This window comes from Rahnella inusitata, from assembly GCF_018288855.1.
In the GTDB taxonomy this organism is placed as follows: Bacteria; Pseudomonadota; Gammaproteobacteria; order Enterobacterales; family Enterobacteriaceae; genus Rahnella; species Rahnella inusitata.
This window is the reverse complement of the sequence record NZ_CP065025.1, coordinates 459,446-484,889: the sequence shown is the minus strand read 5'-3', so window position 1 is coordinate 484,889 and position 25,444 is coordinate 459,446. Positions and strand designations below refer to the sequence as shown.

Below are 25,444 nucleotides of genomic sequence, written 5' to 3'. Positions count from 1 at the left end.
ATTCATATTTTAAATAGATTCACACCAATACTACAATGCCACCCGCGGGGAAGCAGGTGTTTGAATAATTGAATTCGATATAGAGACATTAATTATTTAGGCAATAAGAGACCGCAGATCATATATAGACCTTTACATAATTAAAAATTCAGATAGCAACAGGTAGAATAAATTCTATAAAGAGACTATACGCCTGTTTAAAAAATTTTAACATGTCCGAAATTGGACTCTTTTAAAATCCAGATAAGGGTCATTTTAGAAAATCATCACTATCAGCGTTGGCACAAAACCTGTCAGAACGACGTTAGCGAAAATCAGAGTGAATGCGCAAACCACGCAGAGCGTAAATTCTTATGATCCCTCATATTTGTGCTAGTTATCTCCTAATACCCTTGCTGAATTGCAGCCTTTTCATACAAATATAGCCTGTGCTAACTTTCTTAGCACCAACTATAACCAATTGAATATTATGGCTTTTTTTATTTAAAATTTTATGGCAAACTGCGCTCCTCATTTAATAAACCGCCTTTTGCCTTGCAAAGGGTCTGACTGGTCTGTTTTATGCAATTTTATACGGTCATTATTCTGGCGCTGGGTATGTCAATGGATGCCTTCGCGGCGGCTATCGGAAAGGGCGCAGCCCTGCACCGGCCACCGCTGAAAGAAGCATTACGCACCGGGATTATTTTTGGGGTGATTGAAGCCATAACGCCAGTGATCGGATGGGCGATCGGTCTTGCTGCGACGCAATTCATCATGGAGTGGGATCACTGGGTCGCGTTCATCCTTCTTTTAGTGCTGGGTTTACGCATGATTTGGGAAGGATTTAGAAAGGATACATCTGAAGAGGTGGACGTCCCGCTTCGCCACGGGTTTTGGTTACTGGTAGCCACGGCAATTGCCACCAGTCTCGATGCCATGGCCGTTGGCGTGGGTCTTGCCTTCCTTCAGGTGAATATTCTGGTGATGGCGCTGACCATTGGTGCGGCAACCACTATCATGGCCACTTCAGGCATGCTGCTCGGCCGCTTTCTTGGCGCGGCTATCGGCAAATGGGCCGAAGTGCTGGGCGGTGTAGTGCTTATCGGTATTGGCTCGTCGATCCTCGTCGAACATCTTGGTTTGCTGAACTGACATCCCGACACAGGCGCAGTTCGGTCAAGAGACAGCATCCACTGCGGTGGTGGTGTTATCGGAAGTGGCACGGTTGAAGCGGCATCATGACAGCGGTTTGCCCACAAACCGCTGCTTTCATTATTGAATCTTCACCTCACGCCGCGCCCATACACCAGCGACTGCGGGCCGATCTCTGAAATAGATTTCGCACCGGTCAGCGTCATCGCCACCCGCATTTCCTTTTCGATAAGCGTCAGCAAATTAATCACGCCCGCTTCTCCCGCCGCAGCCAGTGCGTAGACAAATGCGCGGCCCAGCAACACGCTGTCAGCACCCAGCGCGATCATGCGTACCACGTCCAGACCAGTACGAATGCCGGAATCGGCCAGGATCGTGATATCCCCTTTCACCGCGTCAGCGATAGCCGGTAAGGCGTGCGCGGTAGAAAGTACGCCGTCGAGCTGGCGACCACCGTGGTTGGAAACCACGATACCGTCTGCGCCGAACTTCACCGCGTCTTTGGCATCTTCCGGGTCAAGAATGCCTTTGATGATCATCGGGCCTTTCCAGAACTCGCGGATCCACTCGAGGTCTTTCCATGAGATAGAGGGGTCGAAGTTCGCGCCCAGCCAGCCGATATAATCTTCCAGAGTCGTGGGTTTACCGCGATACGCCGATACGTTGCCGAGATCATGTGGCTTGCCGTTCAGGCCGACGTCCCAGGCCCATTGCGGATGCGTCACTGCCTGCAACATGCGGCGGGCGGCGGCGTTCGGACCGCTCATACCGGAATGCGCGTCGCGATAACGCGCGCCGGGTACCGGCATATCGACGGTAAAGACCAGCGTTTTCACACCCGCAGCCTGTGCGCGTTCCAGCGCATTGCGCATAAATCCGCGATCTTTTAAGACATAAAGCTGAAACCACATTGGCCGGTCGATGGCGGGCGCCACTTCCTCGATCGGGCAAACCGAAACCGTAGATAACGTGAAGGGAATGCCTTTTTTCGCAGCGGCGCGGGCGGCCTGCACTTCGCCACGTCGGGCGTACATGCCGGTCAGGCCCACGGGCGCGAGGATAACCGGCATCGCCAGTTTTTCACCGAACAGCTCCGTCTCAAGGCTTAATTCCGACATGTTTTTCAGGATGCGCTGACGCAGGGCGATATCGGCCAGATCGGCGGTGTTGCGCCGCAGGGTATGCTCGTTGTAAGCCCCCCCGTCGATGTAGTGGAACAGAAACGGCGGAAGTTTGCTTTTTGCCGCCGCCCGGTAGTCCGTTGAAGCAGAAATAATCATCGTAGTTTCTCGTTATTGTTGTTTTGATAAACGTTGTAGTGGTACAGGTCGTGCCCAGCAAGTGTAGTTTATATAAATCAAGGTGATGGAAATTAAACCAACGAGATCGCCATAAACAGACTAAGCTCAGGAGAGACGCTCGCTATCAGGCGTCTTGTCCGAAATGCCTCCCTGCCCCTGACCCCTTTTCTTATTATGTGAACTCTTATCGCAGCTCAGGCAACTGCCTTCTCGGGTCCGCATAAGGAATGTTGACGTGAAAAATGCTGTCTTCAGTTGGTTCAAAAGTAAAGGAGCACCACCTGCATCACCGGCAACCCGACGTCACCGCGCCAGCGCGCTTGCACAGTCCTCGCCGATCCGCGCCGAACTTTTTTCGGCTGACCAGATGGAACGCTACGGCGGAAAACTGGCCCTTTCTCATAAATTATCCAAAAAGAAACTTCCCTACTATTTACTCAAACGCCTCGACGACAACGAGAAGGTGTTAACGCGCAGCTGCCTGATTTTAAGCAGCGGTGAAAAAGCCACTATCACGCCCGCCGGTGAGTGGCTGCTGGATAACTACTATCTGATCGAAGAACAAATCCGCGTCGTGCGCCAGTTGCTGCCAAAGAATTTTGGTAAGGGCCTGCCTTTACTCGGATCTCCGCATTTTTGCCCGCGCATTTACGATATCGCGACCGAAGTGGTCAGCCACAGTGATGGCCTGTGGGACATCAAAACGCTGACCCGTTTTCTTTCGACTTATCAGAGCGTCCGTCCACTGACGCTCGGCGAGCTGTGGGCGTTTCCGGGGATGTTGCGCCTGGCGCTGATTGAAAACCTGCGTCGCGTCAGTATTGAAGTGGCGAATGCCCAGAAAGAACGCAATCTGGCGGATTTTTGGGTCAATAAATTGCTGGATAGCGCTGAGAACGATCCGGCCAGTCAGATCATCGTGATTGCCGACATGGCGCGTACTAATCCGCCGCGCACCAGCGCATTTGTCGCCGAACTGGTTCGCCGTCTGCAAGGGCATGGCTCGATGCTGGCACTGCCGCTGACCTGGGTAGAACAACGTCTCAGTGAGGTCGGGCTGACGCAGCGCGAAGTCATCGATAAATTTAATCAGCAGCTGGCGGCCAATCAGCTGACGGTCAGTAACAGCATCATGGGATTACGCCAGCTGACTGAAATGGACTGGGCGGATTTCGCCGAGAATCTCAGCATTGTGGAGAAAATCCTGCGCACCGATCCGGCAGATATTTACGCCACGATGCACTTTGACACACGCGATAATTATCGCCATCAGATCGAACGTCTTTCGCGCAATTCCCCGCATGACGAAGCCGCCGTTGCCGCCCGTGCGGTGGCGCTGGCGCAACAGCCCGGTGATTCTTATCAGCAGCAGCACGTTGGCTTTTATCTGATCGGCCCAGGCCGCGCGGCACTCGAAAAAGATCTCGGGGTGCGCTATTCGTTGCAGATCCGCGCCCGCGCCAAACTCAGCCAGACACCGCTTCTCTCGTGGCTCGGCAGCCTGCTGTTGCTGACCACCGCCGTGACTGCCGATGCGCTGTTCCGTACCGGTCATCCGGCCAGTAACTGGCTGTGGTGGGCGATGCTGGTGCCGGTGGTGTTAGTCGCCAGCCAGTTCGCCCTCAATCTGCTCAGTGAAATCACTACCCGCAGCCGTATGCCGCAACCCTTGCCGCGGCTGGAATTTGCCGGCGGAATTCCCGAAAATGCCAGCACGCTGGTGGTCATCCCCTGCCTGCTCGGCAGCCGCAAGAATATCGACGAGCTGATAAACAGCCTCGAGGTGTGTTATCTCGGCAACGTCATGCCGCATCTGAATTTCGCGTTGCTCAGTGATTTCCATGACAGCAAAGAACAGCATGATCCGGGCAACGATGACCTGCTGGCCTACGCCGCGCAGCAGACGCAACTGCTCAACCGCCGCTATCCTGCCACCGAAGGAGCACGTTTCACCCTGTTGCATCGCGACAGTGAAATGAATGCACCGCAGGGCGTGTGGATGGGTTATGAACGCAAGCGCGGCAAGCTGAATGCGCTCAACCACTGGCTGCGTGAAAGGGGTGAACCTTTCTCGCTGATCGAAGGCAGCACACAGGCACATTTGCGGCAGGTGAAATACGTCATCACGCTCGACAGTGATACCGTACTGCCGCGCGCGACGGCGCATCAGCTGGTGGCCGCGATGGCGCACCCTCTCAATCATCCGGTATACGACGAACAGCGCCATCTGGTGGTTTCCGGTTACGCGATCCTCCAGCCACGTCTGGCAGAAGAAATTCCCGCTCATGGTCAGGGACGCTATGCCGCCCTGTGCAGCAGCGTACCGGGTAACGATCCGTATTCGTCGATGTCATCGGACATTTATCAGGATTTATTCGGCGAAGGCTCGTTTGTTGGCAAGGGTATTTACGACGTAGATATGTTTATCCGCGCCAACGAAAACACATGCCCGGAAAATCTGGTGCTCAGCCACGATCTGCTGGAAGGCTGTTATGCCCGTTCGGGAATGCTCAGCGATGTGGTGCTGTACGAACAATATCCCGATCATTATCTGGCGGATGTGGCCCGTAAAACCCGCTGGATACGCGGTGACTGGCAGTTACTGAATTGGCTGCGTTTTCGGGTGCGGCAGGAAGACGGCCAGCGCTGCCCAAATCCGCTGACCCCTCTCTCGCGCTGGAAATTGTTTGATAACCTGCGCCGTAGTCTGGTCGCGCCTGCGTTTTTAGTGATCATCTTCTGCACCGTGAGCCTGGTGCCCAATAAGCTTTACTGGCTTGGGTTTATCGCCGTAATGCTGCTCTTCCCGGTGCTGGTCGCGCTGGTGCTGGATTTGATGAATAAAGGCCCGCGCCGCAAACTTATCCTGCATCTGAAAAGCGTGGCCTCCGCCACCGTCAGCCGCCTTTCACGCATTTTTGTGACGTTAATGACGCTGCCGCACGAAGCGGTGTATTCCGTACAGGCAATTTTGCAGACGCTGTGGCGGCTGGGCATCAGCCACCGTCATCTGCACGAATGGTCTAGCGTGAAGGTCGGCAGTAAAAGCCGCGCGCGTTCGCCGGAGTATTTCTATCTGCGGATGTGGGCGAACCCGCTGGCGGGGATCGCTGTCGTGATGCTGCCTGCGCTGACGAATCCGCCGCTGGTCTGGGCGGTGTTTCCCCTTGGCGTTTTGTGGTTCCTCGCCCCGCGCATCCTGTGCTGGCTGAGCCAGCCCGCTCCGCCTCCGGCAGCCAATCTGGATGCAGAACAGCGGATATTCCTGCGTCAGGCTGCGCGTCAGACATGGTCATTCTTTGAGACGTTTGTGACAGCGCAGGAAAACTGGCTGCCGCCGGATAATTATCAGGAAATTCCAAACCCGGTGATTGCGCACCGCACGTCGCCGACCAATATCGGCCTTTCTCTGCTGGCAAACATTACCGCCTGGGATTTCGGTTATCTCACGCAGGGCGAGGTGTTACTGCGCACCGGGCAAACGCTCGATACGCTGGATAAACTCGAGCATTATCGTGGCCATCTTTATAACTGGTACGATACCCGCACGCTCGAACCGCTCAACCCGCGCTACATTTCCAGCGTCGACAGCGGCAATCTCGCCGGACATCTGCTGACCCTCAGCACCGGCCTGCACCTGTGGCGTCGTCAGCCTGCGATGAATATTCCGCAGTGGCTGACCGGCATTGAAGACACTCTGTACATGGCCGAAAATAAATACGGCGCGGCGCCGATGGCCAAACTCCGCGAGAGCTGGACACTGGCGGCTGACGCAAAAGGCGAGGCCATTTTCGATAGCCTGCGCTCGATGCGGGCACTGATCTCTTCATCCGCAGAAGGCTGGCTGCAACAGCTCGCGTTGCAGCTGGATGCAGGACTTGCCGAGTGGAATGAATTTTATAGCTGGCTGTCCCCGCAAGCCCATGACGAACCGCTTCCCACGCTGCTCTGGCTGGCGCAGCAGGACGCGCTGACGTCGCCGGGTTTATCGCGCGCTATCGGGCTGGCGCGTCAGCGTCTGGATATTATCAGCGAACTGGAACAGCGCCTGAACGAACACGCGCACATGGATTTCCGCTTCCTGTACGACAACACCACACATTTACTGACTGTCGGTTACAACTGCGACGCGCACAAGATGGACAGCGGAAAGTACGATCTGCTGCCATCTGAGATCCGCCTGACCAACTACGTGACCATTGCGACGAACCAGCTGCCGCAAAAAAGCTGGTTCGCGCTGGGACGCTTATTCACCGTGATCGACAAACAGCCGTCGCTGATGTCCTGGAGCGGGTCGATGTTTGAGTACCTGATGCCGCAACTGGTGATGCCAGCTTATCCGGACACGCTGCTGGTGCAAATGTGCCAGACCGCCGTTGACCGGCAGATAGCCTGGGGGAAAGAGAACAATGTCCCGTGGGGGATTTCGGAATCAGCGTATGCCGCATTCGATATCAACCAGAATTATCAGTATCACGCGTTTGGCGTGCCCGGCCTCGGGCTGAAACGCGGGCTCGGCGAAGACATGGTGGTTGCGCCCTACGCCACCATGATGGCGCTGATGATCCGTCCGCAAGAAGCCTGTCTGAATCTGGTCGAGCTGGAAAATCGCGGCGCGCGCGGCGAATACGGCTTCTACGATGCGCTGGATTACAGCCCGTCACGGCTGGTTCGCGGACAGATTTATATCGTCGTGCACTCTTACATGGCGCACCACCAGGGGATGGGATTCATCGCGCTGGCCAATGTGCTGCTGGACTCACCGATGCCCGCGCGGTTTGCGGCTAATGCGGCATTCCAGTCCGCGCGGCTGTTATTGCAGGAACGCGTGCCGGATGCGGTCGAACTATACAGCCCGCGACGTCACTTCGAGTCTCACGACAGCACACTGCAAAAAGTGAACGTCGAACTGCGTGAATTCGTCGACGTGGACAGCCCGACGCCTGAAGTTCAGCTGCTTTCCAATACGAATTATCATCTGATGGTGACGCAGGCGGGGGGCAGCGTCAGCCGCTGGAAAGACCTCACCCTCACCCGCTGGCGGGAAGATGCGACGCGCGATAATCGCGGCATCTTCTGTTATATCAGCGATCCGGCGACCGGCGAAGTGTCCAGCAACAGCTGGCAACCGGCAGGTAAGCAAAAAGGGTCTTATCACGCGGTGCTGACCGACTCCGGTGCGGAATTTACCCGCACACAGGGCTCGCTGACGATGAATACGCACATTGTGGTGTCACCGGAAGACGACGTCGAAATCCGCCGCATGACGGTCACTCACCACGGCCGCCGTCCGCGCACGCTGGAAATCACCACCTATGCCGAAGTGGTTCTGGCGCCAGCGGCTAACGATGCCAGCCATCCGGCGTTCAGTAATTTATTTGTGCAAACCGAACTGGTTCCGGCGCAGGAAGGCATACTCTGCCACCGCCGCCCGCGCGAACCGGATGAACAGTGCCCGTGGATGTTCCATATGATGGCGATCCACGGCCCGGTCGAACGGGAAACCTCTTTCGAAACCGATCGCGCCGCCTTTATAGGACGCGGCAATACCGCCGCCCATCCGCAGGCACTGCAACAACCCGGCAAACTCAGTAACAGCGCCGGTGCTGTTCTCGATCCGGTGCTCGCTATCCGCCAGCGCATTCGCCTCAAACCCGGCGTCCCGGTAGTGATCGACATGGTGTACGGCATCGGCGACACCCGTTTGCAAAGCCTGGCGCTGCTGGAAAAATACCGCGACCACCATATTGCTGATCGGGTATTCGAAATCGCCTGGTCCCATAGTCAGGTGGTGCTGCGCCAGCTCAACGCCACCGAAGATGACGCCGGGCTGTTTAACCGCCTGGCCGGTGCAGTGCTGTTTGCCAGTCAGGAAATGCGCGGCGAAGCACAAACCATTATCAATAACCGGCGCGGACAGTCCGGCCTGTGGGGGCTTTCGCTCTCCGGCGATCTGCCGATTGTGCTGCTGACCATCTCCAGCAGCGAGAATATTAATCTGGTGAAACTGCTGATCCGCGCCCACAACTACTGGCGGCTGAAAGGGCTGAAAGTCGATTTGGTGCTGCTCTCTAACGATCCGGGCGGTTACCAGCAGGCGCTGCAAAACCAGATCCTGGGATTAGTCGCATCGGGCGCAGGCTCCAGCCAGACCGATATTCCGGGAGGCATTTTTGTCCGCAACGGTGAACAAATCACGCAGGATGACCGCACGCTGCTGATGAGCGTGGCGCGTGTCGTGATAGACGATCGTCACGGCCCGCTCACAGATCAGCTCAATCAGCGGATGCAGTTGCCACATGTCGCGCTGCCAGCGCTGTTGCCGGTTCGCAGCGACGAGACACTGACGCCGGTTGCCGCCGAACCGCGCGATCTGACCTATTTCAACGGCACCGGCGGCTTTTCACCGGATGGCCGCGAATACCAGATCCTGCTTAATGACGGGGAAAATACCCCCGCGCCCTGGTCGAATGTGCTGGCGAATGCGGATTTCGGTACCGTGATTTCTGAAAGCGGTCAGGCATACACCTGGTATGAAAATGCGCATGAATACCGCTTAACGCCATGGGAAAACGATCCGGTCAGCGACAGCTCAGGCGAAGCGTTTTATCTGCGCGACGAAGAGACCGGCAGCGTATGGTCACCGGCTCCGTTGCCGGTACGTGGCGCGGGCGGCTACGTGACGCGCCATGGCTTCGGCTACAGCGTGTTCGAACACACCGAACGCGGGATCGCCAGCGAGATGACCGTGCTGGTCGCCGAACATGCGCCGGTTAAACTCATTATGTTGACTCTTACCAACCTTTCAGGCCGTCCGCGCAGGCTCTCGGTCACCGGTTATGTGGAATGGGTGATGGCCGATCTGCGCACCAAGTCCGCCATGCACATCGTTACTTCGCAGGCGCGTGTGTCACAGGGTTGCGGCGTGCTGGCGACCAATCACTACACCAGCAGCGGGGCGGATCGCACGGCCTTCTTCGCTGTGACGGGCGCGCATTGTTCGGTCAGCGGCGATCGCCGTGAATTCCTGGGTCGCGGCGGTTCACCGGCCTCGCCTGCTGCCCTGAAAAATCAGCGGCTGTCGGACAGAACCGGTGCGGCGATGGATCCCTGCGGCGCAGTACAGTCGGCGACCACCCTCATCGATGGCGATCAGCGCACTTTCACCTTCGTCCTGGGTCTGGGGCAAAACGTTAATGACGCCGAAACGCTGATCCGCCAGTTCTTACAGGAGGGCGAAGCGCAGGCCGAACTGGATCGGGTGCATCAGCACTGGCATCTGGTACTGGATAAAATTCAGGTGACCACGCCAGATCCTTCCATCAACCTGCTCGCCAACGGCTGGCTGATTTATCAAACCCTGGCCAGCCGGATCCTTGCGCGCAGCGGCTATTACCAGTCCGGCGGCGCGTTCGGATTCCGCGACCAGTTGCAGGATACGCTGGCGCTCACTCACGCCGCACCGCAGAGAATGCGCGAGCAAATCCTCTTGTGTGCTTCGCGTCAGTTTGTTGAGGGCGACGTCCAGCACTGGTGGCATCCGCCAACCGGTAATGGCGTGTGCACACGCTGCTCAGATGATTATCTGTGGCTGCCGCTGGCCATCAGCCATTACATCTCGGTGACCGGCGATCACGACATCGCTGAACAGCAGGTCCCGTATCTCGAAGCGCGCTTGCTGGCCGCAGGCGAAGAATCGGTCTACGAATTACCGGTGGTCAGCACGACGCAGGAAACACTCTGGCAGCACGGCGTTCGCGCTCTGAAATACGGCCTGAAGATGGGTGAACACGGACTGCCGCTGATGGGCGCTGGTGACTGGAACGATGGCATGAATCTGGTCGGCCTCGGCGGGCGCGGTGAAAGCGTCTGGCTGGGCTTCTTCCTGTACGACGTTTTGCAACGCTACGGCGCACTGGCCGAAGAGCGGCAGGATGCTGAAACCGCCACGTTGTGTCGTGAGCAGTCTGCGTTACTTAGGCAAAATCTCAACGATCACGCGTGGGACGGCGACTGGTATCTGCGCGGTTACTTTGACAGCGGTGAAACCCTCGGCTCGCATCTCAACGATGAATGTCAGATAGACGCCATCGCCCAGAGCTGGTCGGTCCTTTCTGGTGCAGGTACGCCGGAGCGCACCGCCAGCGCCATGCGTTCAGTCGATCAGCGGCTGGTGGATAACGATGCTGGCTTAATCAAGCTGCTGACGCCGCCGTTCGACGGCAACGGCCCGAACCCAGGCTATATTCGGGGCTATCTGCCGGGCGTGCGCGAAAACGGCGGGCAGTACACCCACGGCGCAATTTGGGCGGTGATGGCCTTCGCCAAACAGGGCAATATCGAACGTGCGTGGGAGCTGATGTCGATGATCAATCCGATCAATCACAGCCTCAGCGCCGAGGACGTCAACCGCTACAAAGCCGAGCCTTACGTTATTTCCGCCGATATTTACTCGGTGGATCCGCACAGCGGCCGCGGCGGCTGGAGCTGGTACACCGGCTCAGCGGGCTGGACGTACCGTCTTATTACTGAAGCCCTGCTCGGCATCACTCGCCACGGCGACGCGCTCTCCATCCACAGCCACCTCCCGGCGGCGTGGCCGGAAATCACGCTCAGCTACCAACAAGGCAGCAGTTATTACCAGATAATCGTCCGCCGTAGCGAAGGCGAATACCGCGTTCTGCTCGACGGCAATGTCCTGGAAAATGACCGTATCCCTCTGCTGGATGACGGGGTGGCACATCGGGTGGAGGTGGAGTTGGGAGGTTAAAGGCGGAAGTCAGTTTTCAGGATGCCCCGTTCTGCGGGGCTTTTCTTTTTTCCACACAAGCTAAGCCAATAAAGTCGGTCGCCCGTTCAGCCATCAGCTGTTAGGTTGATAAAAAAACCTGAAGGAAAACATGATGAGTACTCTCCCTGTCGCCGTGATAACCGGCGGAACCAGCGGTATCGGGCTGGCGATTGTTCACGATCTGGCGCGGGACCATCGGGTCTTCGCACTCGGGCGAAATAAAGACAGCCTGCTGGCATTGCGGCTGATTGAAAATGTCGAAGCAGTGGAAATCAATTTGCTGGATTTCATTGCCGTACAACGGTTCGTCGACGCGCTGCCAGAGATTGATGTGCTTGTTCACTCTGCCGCGATTTCCAAACCCCTGCGTCTTGACCAGGCGCGGCCTGAGGACTGGCAGCAACAGTTTTCCATCAACGTATTTGCCCCTGCTGAATTCACCCGTCTTGCGCTGCCTGCACTGCGCAAACAGGAAGGTCAGGTGATTTTTATCGGCTCCGGATCCGGCACCAAAGCTGACGGTGGTAACACGGTGTACTGCGCGTCTAAATTTGCACTCAGCGCCCTCGCCCATGCGCTGCGGCAGGAAGAAAGCGAGTACGGCGTGCGCGTCTCCACCATCGCACCCGGCCCGACCGATACCCCGATGAACCGTAAAACCCGCGAGAGTCAGGGCAACTTCGATGCTATCGATCCCCGCGAATACAGCGCGCCTGATTCCGTCGCCGCTGCCGTACGGCTGGTCATCAGTGCCAGCGACGACACGCAGATTACAGATATTGTGGTGAGGCCGAGAAGGGATAAAGCGAAGCGCTGAATACTGATTCCCTCACGCGGTTTTAACGGCCAAAGGTCACCCCGCCAGCTTTCAGGCAGTATGAATAACCCGATGGGTTTTTAATGAGTGGCATAGCACGCACTAAATGGAAAAACAGGCATTAATGTGTATTAAAGGTAACGGTATTTGAGAAATCGTCGATTACGGTGTAGTATTTCACTCATAATCACGAGGGCATGACATGGAAAATTTAACGTTACAATGTTTTCTCAATAACCACTGGGTTGATATTGCTGCCATCACATTTTCAGGTACAGGTGACAATGCATTGCGCATTACTGAGCTGAACTACCATTCAGACTATGCCATTGAAAACCTTGGGCGTGATGATAACCATGCGGCCTCTCTGAACCATCCTGTCGCTCTGTTCTTCGAGGATGACAGGCAGCGCGGTTGGATGAAGTTTCTGGATGACATTATTCCCAGTGGGTCAAGTCGACGTTATTGGAAAAACTATCTGGATCTGGAAGGGCTGACGGCGGACCAACAAAATTTCGTTTTGCTGAAGCACGGCACGATGTCCCCGGTTGGGAATCTGAGGATCAAAGAATCTCTGCCCGAGTACCATGCTCAGGCTGAAAAACTGTTTTTTTCACTCGAAGACGTAAAAAACAGAGCCAGTGATTTTCTGGATTACGCACAACAGCGCGGTGCCGCCGCCGGAGGTGCGACAGGTGCTGGCGGGGAAGCCCCCAAACTTCTGCTCCGTTGCAGCAATGAGCAGCAGATATGGATTGATACCTATCAAAATGATCTCACCAACCGCGATCTCCACTATTTAGTGAAATTTCCCCGTGGTTCAAGAAGTGAAATTGACTGCAACATATTAAGAGCCGAATTTCACTACTACCATGAACTGGAAGCAATGGGATTCGAAACCATATCCACACGGGATATGCGCCTTGAAGAGGGGCTCAGTTATCCCTCACTTTGGCTTCCCAGATTCGATATTTCTTTTGAAAGTGACACTGAAATCAAACGGTTTGGGTTGGAATCAGTCTATTCAATCCTGAGAAAAGCACCGGGTGTCACGCTTTATCATGAAGAGACGATTCGAACACTGGTCAGTAAGATTATTCAAAGTCACATGGTCACGGAGCAGGGATTTCACTTTGATATCCAGGCATTTGTGATCGAATGGGTGCGCCGCGATTTACTTAATATTATTTTTGGTAATAGCGATAATCACGGGCGTAATACCTCCTTCATTAAAGATGTAAACAGCATCCGTCTTGCACCCATCTATGATTTCGCACCAATGAAGGCTGACCCGGAAGGTATTGCCAGAACCATGAAATGGACACAACCTTTAGAAATTGGCGGTGAATATGATTTCGCCGGGATTTCAGACGTGCTCTCCGATCTCGTACCCGCTCATACATTGCTACACGCGCTGAAAGATACCGCACAGCAATTGCTCGGACTTAAACACAGGCTTGTGGAAAGAGGGGTACCGGCACAGATTACTGATATGTCAGGGATCGGCTTCAATTTTATCTCCGTTAAATTACAACGATGGGGTTTATTGTGAAAAAGGCACCTTACACTGGCGATACGGTGAAGGACACAATCGAGAAAATTCGTTCAGCGCAGAACACTGAGCAAAAAAATTCGAGTGAAAAACGCACGGTATCCAATGATGCATCCTCTTTTTCACTTTCCAAATCGCAGCCGCGCCAGCGGGTATCTCATTTATCGAAGCCAGCAGGCATCAGTGAAAGAAACGAAACAAGAATTGCGATTATGAAAGCTCTCTTGTTAGGAGAAATGACGCAAGGAGAAGCACTGAAAACGCTGAGAGTTGACGTGTTAGGCCTAAAGCAGGATATTTTCGCCAAACTGACCGGCGTTTCACGTAAGACATTATCTGAAGTAGAAAATGATAAGGGTAACTATACCTCTGACATTATCAATAAAGTCTTCAAGCCTTTTGGCTTGCAAGTCGGGCTGGTACCCACTTCTCGTCATATGCTGTCAGCGATGTTTAAAGAATAATTATCAAACAAAAAAGCCGCTCTACTGAGCGGCTTCCTGCATTTTTCCCCTGCCCTTATTCCTTCGTCGCAAACTTCAGCAGCACAACGCCGGCAAAAATAAGTAGCGCGGCGATGACGCGCAGCGGATTGAGGCTTTCGCCAAACATCGTCACGCCGAGAATAAATGCGCCGATCGCGCCGATACCCACCCAGACGGTGTAAGACGTGCCGAGCGGCAGCGTTTTCATCGCGATAGAGAGCAGAGCGAAGCTAAGTAACATGAAAACGATGGTGATGATGCTGGGAACCAGGCGGCTGAACCCGTGGGACTCTTTCATCGCCACCGACCAGACGACTTCGAAAATTCCTGCAAAAAACAGATATACCCAGGCCATGATGTTTCCTTTTAAGAATGCCAGGGTCGTCCCTGAATAATTAAGCCGAATCTCTGGTCGTCCAGTCAGCGAGTTAAGGCTGATTATAATGCAGTCTGCTACACCGGCACAGAAAACTGAAAACACGCGCCGCGTTTCGGTTCTTCGATAAGCCGGATATCGCTGCCGTGCAACTGCAAAATACGGCGGACGATCATCAGCCCGAGGCCGCCTGCGCGATGTTTATTGGCGCTGAGGATTGACGGGCGCACGAACAGACTGTCTTTCAGCTCCGGCGCGATACCCGGCCCGGAATCTTTCAGTTGCACCATCACCTGCCCTTCACTTTTCCACAGTTTGATTTCGATAGTACCGCCTTCCGGCGTGTGGCGGATGGCGTTGTCGAGCAGATTGGTCAGCACACGTTCGATCATGCCGAGATCAGCATTCACCAGCGGAATGCCGGGAGTGATATCCGCCAGCAGTTTTTGCCCGCGCGTTTCGGTCGCCAGTTCGAATTTCGCAAACACATCCTGTACCAGTTCGCACAGCGAGAACGGCTCTTTTTGCGGCTTCACGACGCCGTATTCCAGCCGCGCCAGTTCGAAAAGTTCCTGCGCCAGACGCCCGACTTTTTTACTCTGCGTCAGGGCGATGTTCAGGTAACGCTGGCGATCTTCGTTGCTCAGTTGGTCAGATTTCACCGACAGCGTTTCCAGATAGCCGTGCAACGAGGTCAGCGGCGTGCGCAAATCGTGGGAAATATTGGCGATAAACTCGCGGCGCTGCTGATCCTGTACCATCAGGCTTTGCCACTGCTGATCGATACGTTTTGCCAGCGCGATAAACGCCTGTTGCAGCTGTGACACTTCATCGCGCGGCGCACCGGCGGGCGGTTCACTTTTCGCCAGCGACTGAATGGCGTCCATCCCGCCGCTGTCGAGCTGCGCAATCTGAGCGGTCAGTTTACGCACCGGACGCGTTACCCAGCGGAATGCCAGCGCGGCGGCCAGCAGGCCAAACAGCGCCACCAGCCCCATAGACCGCAGCGCCAGATAAATCGCCGACTGATATTGCGCATCGCTGGCCAGCGCGGTGTATTCATCGCCGAGCAAAACGATATAGACGTAGCCTTTGGTCACACCGTCCGCTTGCAACGGTGCGACGCTGAAAACCTGACGTGTTTGCGGATCCCGCGGATTATCACCATAAACCGGCATTTTTGCGCCCTGCAACAGCGCGGTCACCGGTTTGAGATCGATTTTTTGCTGTTGCAACCGGCCTGCCGGTGCAGCATTGCCGACGATGTTGCCGTTGTTATCGAGCAGATAGACCTCGACGCTGGGATTCACCGCCATCAGCTGATTGAACAGCGCATGCACCGCTTTAGGATCCCATTCGCCCTGGCTCAGCAGCGGATTGTTTGCCGCGATCTGCGTCGCCAGATTCGCCGACAAACGCTGGATCACCGCCTGACTGTACTGATTGCTCGAACGCACCTGCATGTAGCCGGATAGTGCGCAGCAGGCGAGCAGCAGCAGCGTAAATACCAGTGTCAGTCTTTGTGCCAGCGTGAGATTTTTCATGATTTACCCTTGTGCCTCTTCAGCAGAAGACGCGAATTTATACCCTTTGCCCCACACGGTCAGAATACGTTCCGGCTCGGCCGGATTGGTTTCTATTTTGATGCGCAGCCGGTTAATGTGAGTGTTCACCGTGTGCTCATACCCTTCATGTTCATAGCCCCAGACCTGATTGAGCAAACTGAGACGTGAAAAGACTTTGCCGGGATTTTTGGCGAAGAAATACAGCAGATCAAACTCGCGCGGCGTCAGTTCCACCGGCTGATGGTTGAGCATCACTTCGCGCGCAATCGGATCGATCGCCAGCCCGGTGAAACTCAACGTCCCCGCATCCATCTTCATGTTGCGGCTCATCGCTTCCTGACGGCGAAACAGCGCTTTGACCCGCGCCACCAGTTCAAGCATGGAGAACGGTTTGGCCAGATAGTCGTCCGCACCCAGCTCCAGCCCGAGCACGCGGTGCACTTCGCTGGAACGGGCGCTGATAATAATGATCGGCGTGTAACGCGTCATGTTACGGGCGCGACGGCAGATCTCCAGCCCGTCGACGCCTGGCAGCATCAGATCGAGAATTAACGCATCCCAGCCGCCCTTTTCCAGCAACGCCACGCCCAGATTGCCGTCGGCGGCGTGGGTTATCTCATAGCCTTCATCGCGCAGATGAAGGCTCAGTAAATCGGCGATATCGCCGTCGTCTTCCACGATCAAAATCTTCCTGGTCTTATCCATTTTCTTCTCAACCCGATCTTCCAAACCCTTCCCTGAGTCTACACAAGCGCATGCCACAGAGTTATCACATTTAATTTAACTTTGCGTGAGGTCTTCGGGAACAAATCCGCCCAATACTCGTTACATCAACGGGAAAGATGGCGGGCTGACATCATGACGATACACACAGAATTACCTCCGGTCGCGACACGCAAACCGGTCACGGTTCACCCTTTATGGCTGCGCCTGACTCACTGGCTGAATGCACTGGCGGTGCTGATCATGGTAACCAGCGGCTGGCAGATTTATAACGCATCGCCGCTTTTTGATTTTGATTTCCCGTCCACAGTGACGCTCGGCGGCTGGCTGGGTGGCGCGATTCAGTGGCATTTCGCCGGGATGTGGCTGTTCGGGTTTAACGGCGTGTTTTACCTGCTGATGAACATTTTCACAGGCCGAATGAAACAGAAGTTTTGGCCGCTGACGCCGCGCGGCATTTTCAATGATCTGCGGGCGGCATTACGCGGCAAGCTGCAACATGACGATCTGCGTCACTACAACATGGTGCAACGCGCCGCTTACCTGTTCGTGATGTTCGACGGCATCGTGCTGGTGCTTTCCGGGCTGGTGGTGTGGAAATCGGTACAGTTTCCGTTGCTGCGTGAGCTGATGGGGGGTTACGACACGGCGCGCTATGTGCATTTTCTGGCGATGGCGTCGCTGGTGGGTTTTGTGGTGCTGCATCTGGTGATGGTGGCGCTGGTGCCGAAAACGCTGATCGCCATGATCCGCGGACGTTAAGGAAAACACATGAAAAACATCATCAAGAAAAGCATCAGCCAGATTTTTAGCCCGTCCGACAGCGAAGCGATTGTGCAGGAAGCGCAGAAACAAATTGTTCGTCAGCTGGATGCGCCCTCGCGCCGCCTGTTCTTACAACGCGGGCTGACACTCGGTGGCGTAGCGATGCTGACCGGCTGTGACATCAGTGATAACGCCAGCGTGGAAACCGCGCTGGGCAAAATCTCCGGTTTTAACGACCGCGTTCAGGGCTGGCTGTTTGGCTCCGTGCGCCTCGCGCCGGAGTACGCCGAATCGATGATCACCCGCCCGTTCCCGTTTAACGCTTTTTACGCCGAAGACGATGCGCCGGACATTGATGGTAACGCCTGGCGCCTGAAAGTCGCCGGTCTGGCGCTGGACAAACGCGAGTGGTCGCTGCCGACACTCTACAAAATGGCGCAGGTCAGCCAGGTGACGCGGCACATTTGCGTCGAAGGCTGGAGCGCCATCGGTAAATGGGGCGGCGTACCGTTCGGAGATTTTCTGCGCCTGATTGGCGCCGATCTCAGCGCGGAATACGTCAGTTTCAAATGTGCCGATGAGTATTACACCAGTATCGACATGGCGACCGCGCTGCACCCGCAAACTCTGCTGGCGCTGACTTATGACGGGCAGATTTTGCCGCGCAAATACGGTTTCCCGATGAAGTTGAGAATGCCTATCAAGCTTGGCTACAAGAATCCGAAACACATCGAAGTGATTGAAATTACGAATAAGTTTACCGGTGGCTACTGGGAAGATCAGGGCTACAACTGGTTCGGCGGAAGTTAAATCCTCCAAAACCCACACTCTTACCTTATCAAGACCCCAAAGAAGGAAATACCATGAAAAAGTTAACCGCAATAATGATGTCTGCCTGTCTGATGATGGGCGCAGTGAGCACCACCTACGCGGCTGATGCGATGATGAAAAAAGACAGCATGTCCAAAGACTGCATGAAAAAGGACGGCATGAGCAAAGATTCAATGGCGAAAAACAGTATGAGTAAGGACTGAATGTCGAAAGACAAAATGTCGAAAGATCACATGAAAAAAGACACGATGTCGAAAGACTCCATGTCAAAAGATGCCATGAAAAAAGACACGTCCAGCCAGTAAGTTTCGCGTAGTCTGCCTTTTTGTCACGCCTCCGTCCTTTCTCGCCGGAGGCGTTTTACTTTTCCTGGCCGCCAAGAGTTGAGGATGCCCACCTTTCGGCGTAGTATACGGTTCATATATAATTCGTATACTGCTGAGGTAACCCGATGGGTATCATCAAGATTTCAGAACTGATGCATGAAAATCTGCGCATCGCCAGTCTGGCCTATACACGCTCGATGAATGCGCAGGCGGAACATTGGATGAAAATTGGCATGCTGATGGAGACGCATCCTGATATGACGCACAGTGAAATTTCGCGCCTGCTGGTGCAGTGCAGCATGGAATCTGATGAAAATACCGGCAGTATCCGCACGCTGTTAAACGTGGGTGGCACACACAGGAAGGCAAGTAATGAATAATGGTTTAGACAGCAAGTACTTTGTGAACAATAACCGGATGATCAAAACGCCGGAAGGTATTGAGAAAGCCCGCATCGCCGGGCAGTTGGCCGCCCGCGTTCTGCATATGATCACACCGCACGTCGTGCCGGGCGTGACCACCAATGAGCTGGACCGCCTTTGCCATGATTATATCGTCAACGAATTGCAGGCAATTCCGGCGAACATTGGCTACCACGGCTACGAAAAAACCGTCTGTACGTCCGTTAACCATGTGATTTGTCACGGCATCCCTTCGGACAAAGCGCTGAAAAAAGGCGATATCGTCAATATTGACGTCGCACTGATCAAAGACGGCTGGTACGGCGACACCAGCCGGATGTATTACGCCGGTGAACCGAGCATTATGGCTCGCCGCCTGGTGGATACCACGCTCGAAGCGATGATGGCCGGGATTGAAGTCGTGCGTCCGGGCGCGACCTTGGGTGATGTGGGTTTTGCCATTGCCGCCGTCGCACACCGCGAAGGATTTTCCATCGTTGAAGAGTATTGCGGTCATGGCATCGGTATGGGCTATCACGAAGATCCGCAGGTACTGCATTACGGTGAGAAAAGTCGCGGTCTGGTCTTGCAGGAAGGCATGCTGTTCACCATCGAACCGATGCTTAATGCCGGTAAGAAACAGAATAAAGTGCTCGGCGATGGCTGGACGGTCGTGACTAAAGATCACTCGTTGTCTGCACAGTGGGAGCATATGGTGGCGGTGACTAAAGACGGATATGAAATCCTGACGCCCTGGCCTGAAGATAATTAATGCCCTGTAAAAGCAAAAAGCCTCCAGATTAACCGGAGGCTTTTTCTTTTTATCACCTGTTATGGCATCAGCTGCGCTCAATTTCTTTCGTCGCGCGATCCAATGCATCGGTAATTTTATACAGCGTATCCTGCTCGATCGGACCTTTGGCCAGCCGCAGGTTTAATGCCATGCGGATATTATTAATCGCACGCTGCATTTCAGGAATACTGCGGTTATTGGATAATATCGCCAGCGAATGCAGTTTCTCTGTCACTGAATCCAGCAATTCGCCCTGCTGCGCCAGCGATTCTGCGCCTTCGGCCGTGATCGCGTATTGTTTCTTTCCGCCCTCTTCCTGGCTTGACGTGATTAACGCCTGCTCTTCCAGAAACGTCAGATTCGGATAAATAATACTGGCACTCGGCGTGTATTCACCTTTGGCTAATTCTTCTATTGCTTTGATCAGTTCATAACCGTGTGCCGGACGCTGCTGTAAAAAATGCAGCATCAGTAACCGGATATCTCCGGTTTCAAACATCCTTTCGCGGCGGTGTTGTTTGTTCATCAGCATTATTTATCGTGCCAGTACGCCACGCAGCGGACATATGCCGGATCCAGCCCCTGCTCAACGGTGAAATAATCATTCAGCCCTTTCACCAGCTTGCCTTCGCCAGTCGCCCAGACATAGTAATTGCTGTCCGGCAGCGTCAGGCTTTTTACCTTTTGCACCAGCGCTTCGCCGCCGATAACCCATTCGATAGTAAAATCTGCTTCATCTTGCAGATAGTTTTGGCAACCGGCGTCTTTGGTTTTCACCAGCACGGTGATTTTCGCGTCACTTGCCGCCTGTTTCAGTTCGCCAAGGCGACGTTTCAGTGCCGGAAGACCGGTTTCATCGCAAAGATACAGTTGCCACTGATAGTCAGTCGGAATGATGAGTGAACCGCGCGGACCGCCGATGATAAGGGGGTCGCCAGGCTTCGCGCCAGCAGCCCATTCACTGGCAACGCCACCGTCGTGCAGATAAAAATCGAGCGTCAACTCGTTGGCTTGCGCATCAAAGTGCAGCGGCGTGTATTCCCGGTTCAGCGGACGCGGGCCTTCGCCCCAGACAATGCCCTCTTCGGTCGCGACCGGCGCGGTGATCACATCGCCCGGTGTGGCAGGGAAAAACAGTTTGATGTGATCGTCAAAGCCGCGCGAACTGAAGCCTTTGAGGTCTTCACCGCTGAGGACGATGCGTTTAAAACAACCCGCCACACTTTCGCTGCGTTTGACGGTGAGGGCGCGAAAAGCCAGTTCGTTTTTTACACGAACCGGCAGGTTTGCTGCAGAGGAATCTTGACGAGGTTGTTCCATATTGTTTTCTCTTTCAGGGAATCAGTTGCCTTGAAAGATATATCTTAGGAGTATTTTCCGCAAGTCTCTTAACGCACGCCACCGCGTAAAAACATATCGACGGCATTAAGAACCAGCTGGCGGATCTCGGCGATCTCCAGCGGCGCAGGGTTTTGCTGATAAAGCCGCATATTGGTTTCCGCAGTGACCAGCGCCAGAAATTGCTGCGCACGCAGAAGTGCGTCGGCCTGCGCCAGTTGCCCTTTTTCCATCGCTATCGCCATAAATCCGGCCAGCGCCTGAATAGCCTCACCCGGTCCGGAGTCGTGAAACAGCATGCCGATATCGGAATGCCCGGCTTCGGCGATTACCATGCGGTAAACCGCCAGCGCCTCGCCGTCGTTGGTCAGCACCAGCAGCATTCTTTCGCCAAAGCGCGTCAGTACGTCTTCTAAATCAAGACTCGGGAACGGCGCGGCGAGACCGTTGACCGCTTCCGAAAGATGCCCGGTGGTGCAGGCTTTCACCACGGCAACCAGCAGCGCTTCTTTGGAAGGAAAATAACTGTACAGCGTGGCTTTGGAACCGCCGAGGCGTCTGGCCAGCTCATTCATGGACGCGCGCTCATAGCCCGTTTCTTTAAACAACGTGGCGGCGGCTTCGACAATCGCCTCCCGGCGGGCTTCGGTACGAACTTTCATCCTCACTCCTGTTCACTTTCAGGCCCGGCAGCAGATGCCTGCCGGGCGCTAAACTGTACGGTACAGTTCTTATGACCACTCTAACGGCGGGTTTACAGGTTGTAAAGACACCTGCCTTAACGCAAATCCGCCGACAAAGTGCAAAGATTTCGTTAAGGGAGGCATTTATTCTTAACATTTGTTGATAACAATTATCAGTATCATTATCATTCGCAGTAAGCCGGTGTGGGTATCGCAGACCAATAAACCCATATTTTATAAGGACAAAGGCATTCTCAGGAAGAGATCCTAACTTGCGTCTTAGCATTTGCAGGGCAGTTTTGTTGAGCAGAACTTAAAAAAATTAGTGCAGGACTAAAAACACATGTTCAAATCCTTTTCACAGCAGGGTTTGGTGAAAAACGTCGTTTTCATGGGGACGATTCTCACCACCACTTTTAACGTTAACGCAGCGGAAGCCGTTAAAGAAAGTACCGATCTGGCACAAAACCAAACAAAGCCTTCTGACGTGATCAAGAAGAAGCCGGTGCGCACCGCTCAGGATCTGGCGCAGAGCCACGAAGAAGTGATGACCGTGACTGAGACGCTGCCGGATAAAAAACCGGGGTCAAAAACCACAATTTCCGCCGCTGATATGCAGAAAAAAGGCGGCAATGATTTCGGTTCGATCATGCGTTATGAACCGCTGATCAGCGCAACGGGCTCCAGCGGCGGTTCCGGTAACGGTAAAAGCGGCTTCGACCGCGCGGGCTATACCGGCTACAACATCCGTGGTCTGGAAAGTAACCGCGTCAGCATTGACGTCGACGGCATTCCACAGCCAAGCGCCACAGGCCGCGCCTATGCAAGCCGCGCAGGTCTGGGCACATTCGGCATTGGCCGTGATTACATCGACCCGTACATGTACGGTCAGGTAGATATCGAATCCGGTGCCACTTCCGCCGAGCGAGCCAACACCTCCATCGGCGGTGCCGTCTCCTTCCTGCCGAAATCTGCAGACGATTATCTGCGTCCGGGCAAAGAAACCTACTTCGGTTACCAGTCGGATTACAGTTCCTCAGACCGTTCATGGCATAACGGCATCACCGCCGCCGCGGGCGATCAGGAGCTGCGTGGGTTAGTGGCGATCAGTCGCCGCGACGGTCAGGAAACCAGCAACAATAGCGGCACGCATGATGCGTATCCGGCCAACTGGCACTCCACCGCCATCATGACTTCAGGGATCTGGCAGCCAAATGATGAACACAAGTTCACCGGCACGCTCGATTACTACGAGAAAGTGAATCACACCCATTACGATGCGTGGGACAGCGCTGGCAGCAGCGTGCTCGGCACGGCGCAGCAGCAAAGTAATACTCGTCGCTGGGGCGCAAGCCTGAAAGACGAATGGACGCCATTCAACGATTTTGCCGATGCGGTCGTTTCCAAAGTCTATTACCAGTACACGCAGGCGCACGACAACACCTACATGCCGAACTCCTCCCGGCAGATGATGAACGTGTATTCTAACTATGACACCGACACTTACGGCGCGGAAACCAGCTGGCTGAAAACGTTGGGACGTCACGAACTGAGCGCCGGGATCAACGGTCGCGTGTCTGACACCGAGCGTCCGTTCCGCGAAACGCCTGCGCAGAGCATTTACACCACCACGATGCAGCCGGAAGCTAACAGCCGTACCTACGTGTTAGGCGGCTTCCTGCAGGACACCATGAAGTTTGACCTCGACGGCCATAACTTCTCGGTGATCCCGGCGGTGCGCGTCGCGTATCAGAACACCAAATCGAAAAACCTGTCCGATCTGTCCAACAGCGTCGTCTCTGAAGACTCCGTCTCAACCCTGTACGGTAAAGCCAATTCTGATACGCAGGTTCTGCCGTCTCTGGCCTTCACCTATGATCTGACGCCGAAGCTGATGACGTACCTGCAATACAAACGCGGCGCACAGTTCCCGGATGCCAGCCAGCTTTACGGCTCATGGAACCTCGGCTCTTCTTACGCAGGTGCGGCGCAGTACGCGCTGATTGGTAACACCGATCTGAAAACTGAAACCAGCAATAACGTCGAGTGGGGTTTGAAAGGGGAAGCGACGCAAGGCGTGAGCTTCAAAACGTCGGTGTTCTACAACACCTACAAAAACTTCATCGCCAATACCCGTTACACCCGCGCGAAGAACGGCAACATGTTCACCAATGTGCCTTCCAACATTTATACGATTTATCAGGCTGAAAACCGCGATAAAGCGTATATCTACGGCGGCGAGCTGAGCACCAAAATCGATTACGGTACATGGTTCAGCGACGTGAACGGTTTGAGTACCACCTTCGCACTGGGTTACGCGCAGGGTCAATCCAAGTCCAGCTATGCGGGCGACAAATACGTCGATCTCGACAGCGTTCCGCCAATGAAACTGGTCGCGGGAGTGGCGTGGGATGATCCTTCTGGCGTCTACGGCACCGCAGTCACTGCCACCTTCGTGAAAGGCAAAAAAGCTGAAGCGACCAGTCGTCAGAGCTATACCAACAGCGGTACGCCAATCGCAGATTCCAATGTGGATTATATGAATGTGCCGGGCTACGGTATGGTCGATGCCACCGCTTACTGGCAGGTCGCGAAGAACGTGAAAATCAACGGCGGCGTTTATAACATCACCGACCGTAAATACTGGGATTACCTGAGCAGCCGTACCCTGACCGATACCACCAATCAGGATGCTTACAACAAAGCGCTGGCCGTGATGCCAGGCCGTAACTTCCAGCTGGGCGTGAACGTCGATTTCTAACGGATTTTTAATGCAATAAAACGCTTAAGGGCGCCGGTGAGAACACGGCGCCCTTCTTGTTTTCAACTCCGAACGTTGCTTTCAAGAGCAACCAACACTGACGATTGTCTTTGATGACCAGAATAATCGTCATTTGAAGTGGCTGTTATATACAATCCCCATACGGCATAACATTTTCAGAAATCATTTCCGTGAGTACAACATTCGCCGTGCGACGACCTTGCATGCGGTCGTACATTTTGTACATTCTCTGCAACGCACAATCAACGGCATGAATTGCCGTAGGCGTAAAGCTATCTTCGTTCCAGCGGATAATCAATCCGCCCGCGTTAGGATCAAAAATAAATATTTCATCTCCGTTACCGTAGAATGCTATTCCCATATGATTCATCGGATAAATATTTCTATTTAAAAAAGCACAATTATCCTTACGTTTGTAGGTATCCCCCACCGATAAAGCCAGCAAGACCACACCGCAACCTTGCACAAATGGCTTTTTAGGTAAAATACTTCGGGTATATTGGCTCTGAAGATGAAAAATTCTCTTACGAAATATCTCAAACCCTGGTGTGGTCGTATCTTCTAAAATATTTCCCGACACACGAACTGCTCCCATATACTCATGTACATGTTTAAAAGCCTGAGCCGGACTCATTGGACGTGACAAACTCTTATCACATTCAAGGAGATGTACCATTAGCGCGATACTGAGCCCGCAACAAAACCCACCCTGCGTTTGTAATTCTGTAGTGGCATAGTGAATTTGGCCACCTGAATAGAGGTGATATCATCACCTCATAGT

The 25,444-nt window shown here is 54.2% G+C and carries 18 protein-coding genes and 1 pseudogene; 11 read left to right on the top strand and 8 right to left on the bottom strand.

Features of this window, described 5'->3' with window-relative positions; genetic code table 11:
* The first annotated feature begins 561 nt into the window (after positions 1-561).
* A complete protein-coding gene (gene mntP / locus I2123_RS23960; protein ID WP_213052680.1) occupies positions 562-1,134 on the top strand; it encodes a manganese efflux pump MntP in 573 nt (190 codons plus the stop codon).
* A 131-nt stretch (positions 1,135-1,265) separates the two neighbouring features.
* On the opposite strand, the gene lldD is transcribed toward mntP, so the two are convergent.
* The gene (gene lldD / locus I2123_RS23955; RefSeq protein WP_112166016.1) at positions 1,266-2,414 is read right to left on the bottom strand and encodes an FMN-dependent L-lactate dehydrogenase LldD; all 1,149 of its coding nucleotides are present in this window, start codon (positions 2,412-2,414) and stop codon (positions 1,266-1,268) included.
* A gap of 256 nt (positions 2,415-2,670) precedes the next feature.
* Here lldD and I2123_RS23950 point away from each other — a divergent pair, with 256 nt between their 5' ends.
* The 4 genes from I2123_RS23950 (at position 2,671) to I2123_RS23935 (ending at position 14,059) form a co-directional block, all read left to right on the top strand.
* Positions 2,671-11,205, top strand: a complete 8,535-nt coding sequence (locus tag I2123_RS23950) for a glycoside hydrolase family 94 protein (protein WP_420834356.1) — start codon at positions 2,671-2,673, stop codon at positions 11,203-11,205.
* 130 nt (positions 11,206-11,335) lie between these two features.
* Positions 11,336-12,043: an SDR family oxidoreductase gene (locus tag I2123_RS23945; protein ID WP_338053247.1), complete on the top strand. Its 708-nt coding sequence runs from the start codon at positions 11,336-11,338 to the stop codon at positions 12,041-12,043.
* 202 nt (positions 12,044-12,245) lie between these two features.
* On the top strand, positions 12,246-13,595 hold the full coding sequence (locus tag I2123_RS23940; RefSeq protein ID WP_213052679.1) for a type II toxin-antitoxin system HipA family toxin: 1,350 nt from the start codon (positions 12,246-12,248) through the stop codon (positions 13,593-13,595).
* Complete coding sequence (locus I2123_RS23935) at positions 13,592-14,059, top strand: helix-turn-helix transcriptional regulator (protein ID WP_244879938.1); 468 nt, start codon at positions 13,592-13,594, stop codon at positions 14,057-14,059. The genes I2123_RS23940 and I2123_RS23935 overlap by 4 nt, the downstream gene beginning before the upstream one ends.
* Positions 14,060-14,114: 55 nt before the next feature.
* On the opposite strand, the gene I2123_RS23930 is transcribed toward I2123_RS23935, so the two are convergent.
* From I2123_RS23930 to I2123_RS23920, 3 genes are all read right to left on the bottom strand, one after another.
* Positions 14,115-14,435 (bottom strand): DMT family transporter, encoded by a 321-nt coding sequence (locus I2123_RS23930; protein WP_112166006.1) that lies wholly within the window; start codon positions 14,433-14,435, stop codon positions 14,115-14,117.
* 98 nt (positions 14,436-14,533) lie between these two features.
* A complete protein-coding gene (locus I2123_RS23925; protein WP_213052677.1) occupies positions 14,534-16,000 on the bottom strand; it encodes a HAMP domain-containing sensor histidine kinase in 1,467 nt (488 codons plus the stop codon).
* Positions 16,001-16,003: 3 nt separating this feature from the next.
* The gene (locus tag I2123_RS23920) at positions 16,004-16,726 is read right to left on the bottom strand and encodes a response regulator transcription factor (protein ID WP_213052676.1); all 723 of its coding nucleotides are present in this window, start codon (positions 16,724-16,726) and stop codon (positions 16,004-16,006) included.
* A gap of 153 nt (positions 16,727-16,879) precedes the next feature.
* Here I2123_RS23920 and I2123_RS23915 point away from each other — a divergent pair, with 153 nt between their 5' ends.
* The 5 genes and pseudogenes from I2123_RS23915 to map all read left to right on the top strand — a co-directional run bounded on the left by I2123_RS23915 (position 16,880) and on the right by map (position 19,839).
* Positions 16,880-17,506 (top strand): cytochrome b/b6 domain-containing protein, encoded by a 627-nt coding sequence (locus I2123_RS23915; protein WP_112165999.1) that lies wholly within the window; start codon positions 16,880-16,882, stop codon positions 17,504-17,506.
* 9 nt (positions 17,507-17,515) lie between these two features.
* Positions 17,516-18,319: a molybdopterin-dependent oxidoreductase gene (locus I2123_RS23910; protein ID WP_213052675.1), complete on the top strand. Its 804-nt coding sequence runs from the start codon at positions 17,516-17,518 to the stop codon at positions 18,317-18,319.
* Between the two features lie 53 nt (positions 18,320-18,372).
* A pseudogene (locus I2123_RS23905) lies at positions 18,373-18,645 on the top strand (pentapeptide MXKDX repeat protein).
* A gap of 146 nt (positions 18,646-18,791) precedes the next feature.
* On the top strand, positions 18,792-19,046 hold the full coding sequence (locus tag I2123_RS23900) for a ParD-like family protein (protein WP_112165993.1): 255 nt from the start codon (positions 18,792-18,794) through the stop codon (positions 19,044-19,046).
* A gap of 37 nt (positions 19,047-19,083) precedes the next feature.
* Positions 19,084-19,839, top strand: coding sequence for a type I methionyl aminopeptidase (map, locus tag I2123_RS23895; protein WP_420834363.1), 756 nt, complete (start codon positions 19,084-19,086; stop codon positions 19,837-19,839).
* A 67-nt stretch (positions 19,840-19,906) separates the two neighbouring features.
* Here map and I2123_RS23890 read toward each other — a convergent pair whose 3' ends face one another.
* The 3 genes from I2123_RS23890 to I2123_RS23880 form a co-directional block, all read right to left on the bottom strand.
* Complete coding sequence (locus I2123_RS23890; RefSeq protein ID WP_112166244.1) at positions 19,907-20,386, bottom strand: PadR family transcriptional regulator; 480 nt, start codon at positions 20,384-20,386, stop codon at positions 19,907-19,909.
* A 5-nt stretch (positions 20,387-20,391) separates the two neighbouring features.
* The gene (locus tag I2123_RS23885) at positions 20,392-21,180 is read right to left on the bottom strand and encodes a siderophore-interacting protein (RefSeq protein WP_213052674.1); all 789 of its coding nucleotides are present in this window, start codon (positions 21,178-21,180) and stop codon (positions 20,392-20,394) included.
* A gap of 68 nt (positions 21,181-21,248) precedes the next feature.
* A complete protein-coding gene (locus I2123_RS23880; RefSeq protein WP_213052673.1) occupies positions 21,249-21,860 on the bottom strand; it encodes a TetR/AcrR family transcriptional regulator in 612 nt (203 codons plus the stop codon).
* Between the two features lie 364 nt (positions 21,861-22,224).
* Here I2123_RS23880 and I2123_RS23875 point away from each other — a divergent pair, with 364 nt between their 5' ends.
* Positions 22,225-24,642, top strand: a complete 2,418-nt coding sequence (locus I2123_RS23875; protein WP_244879937.1) for a TonB-dependent receptor domain-containing protein — start codon at positions 22,225-22,227, stop codon at positions 24,640-24,642.
* Positions 24,643-24,787: 145 nt separating this feature from the next.
* On the opposite strand, the gene I2123_RS23870 is transcribed toward I2123_RS23875, so the two are convergent.
* On the bottom strand, positions 24,788-25,297 hold the full coding sequence (locus I2123_RS23870; RefSeq protein WP_213052672.1) for a hypothetical protein: 510 nt from the start codon (positions 25,295-25,297) through the stop codon (positions 24,788-24,790).
* Between the last annotated feature and the right edge of the window lie 147 nt (positions 25,298-25,444).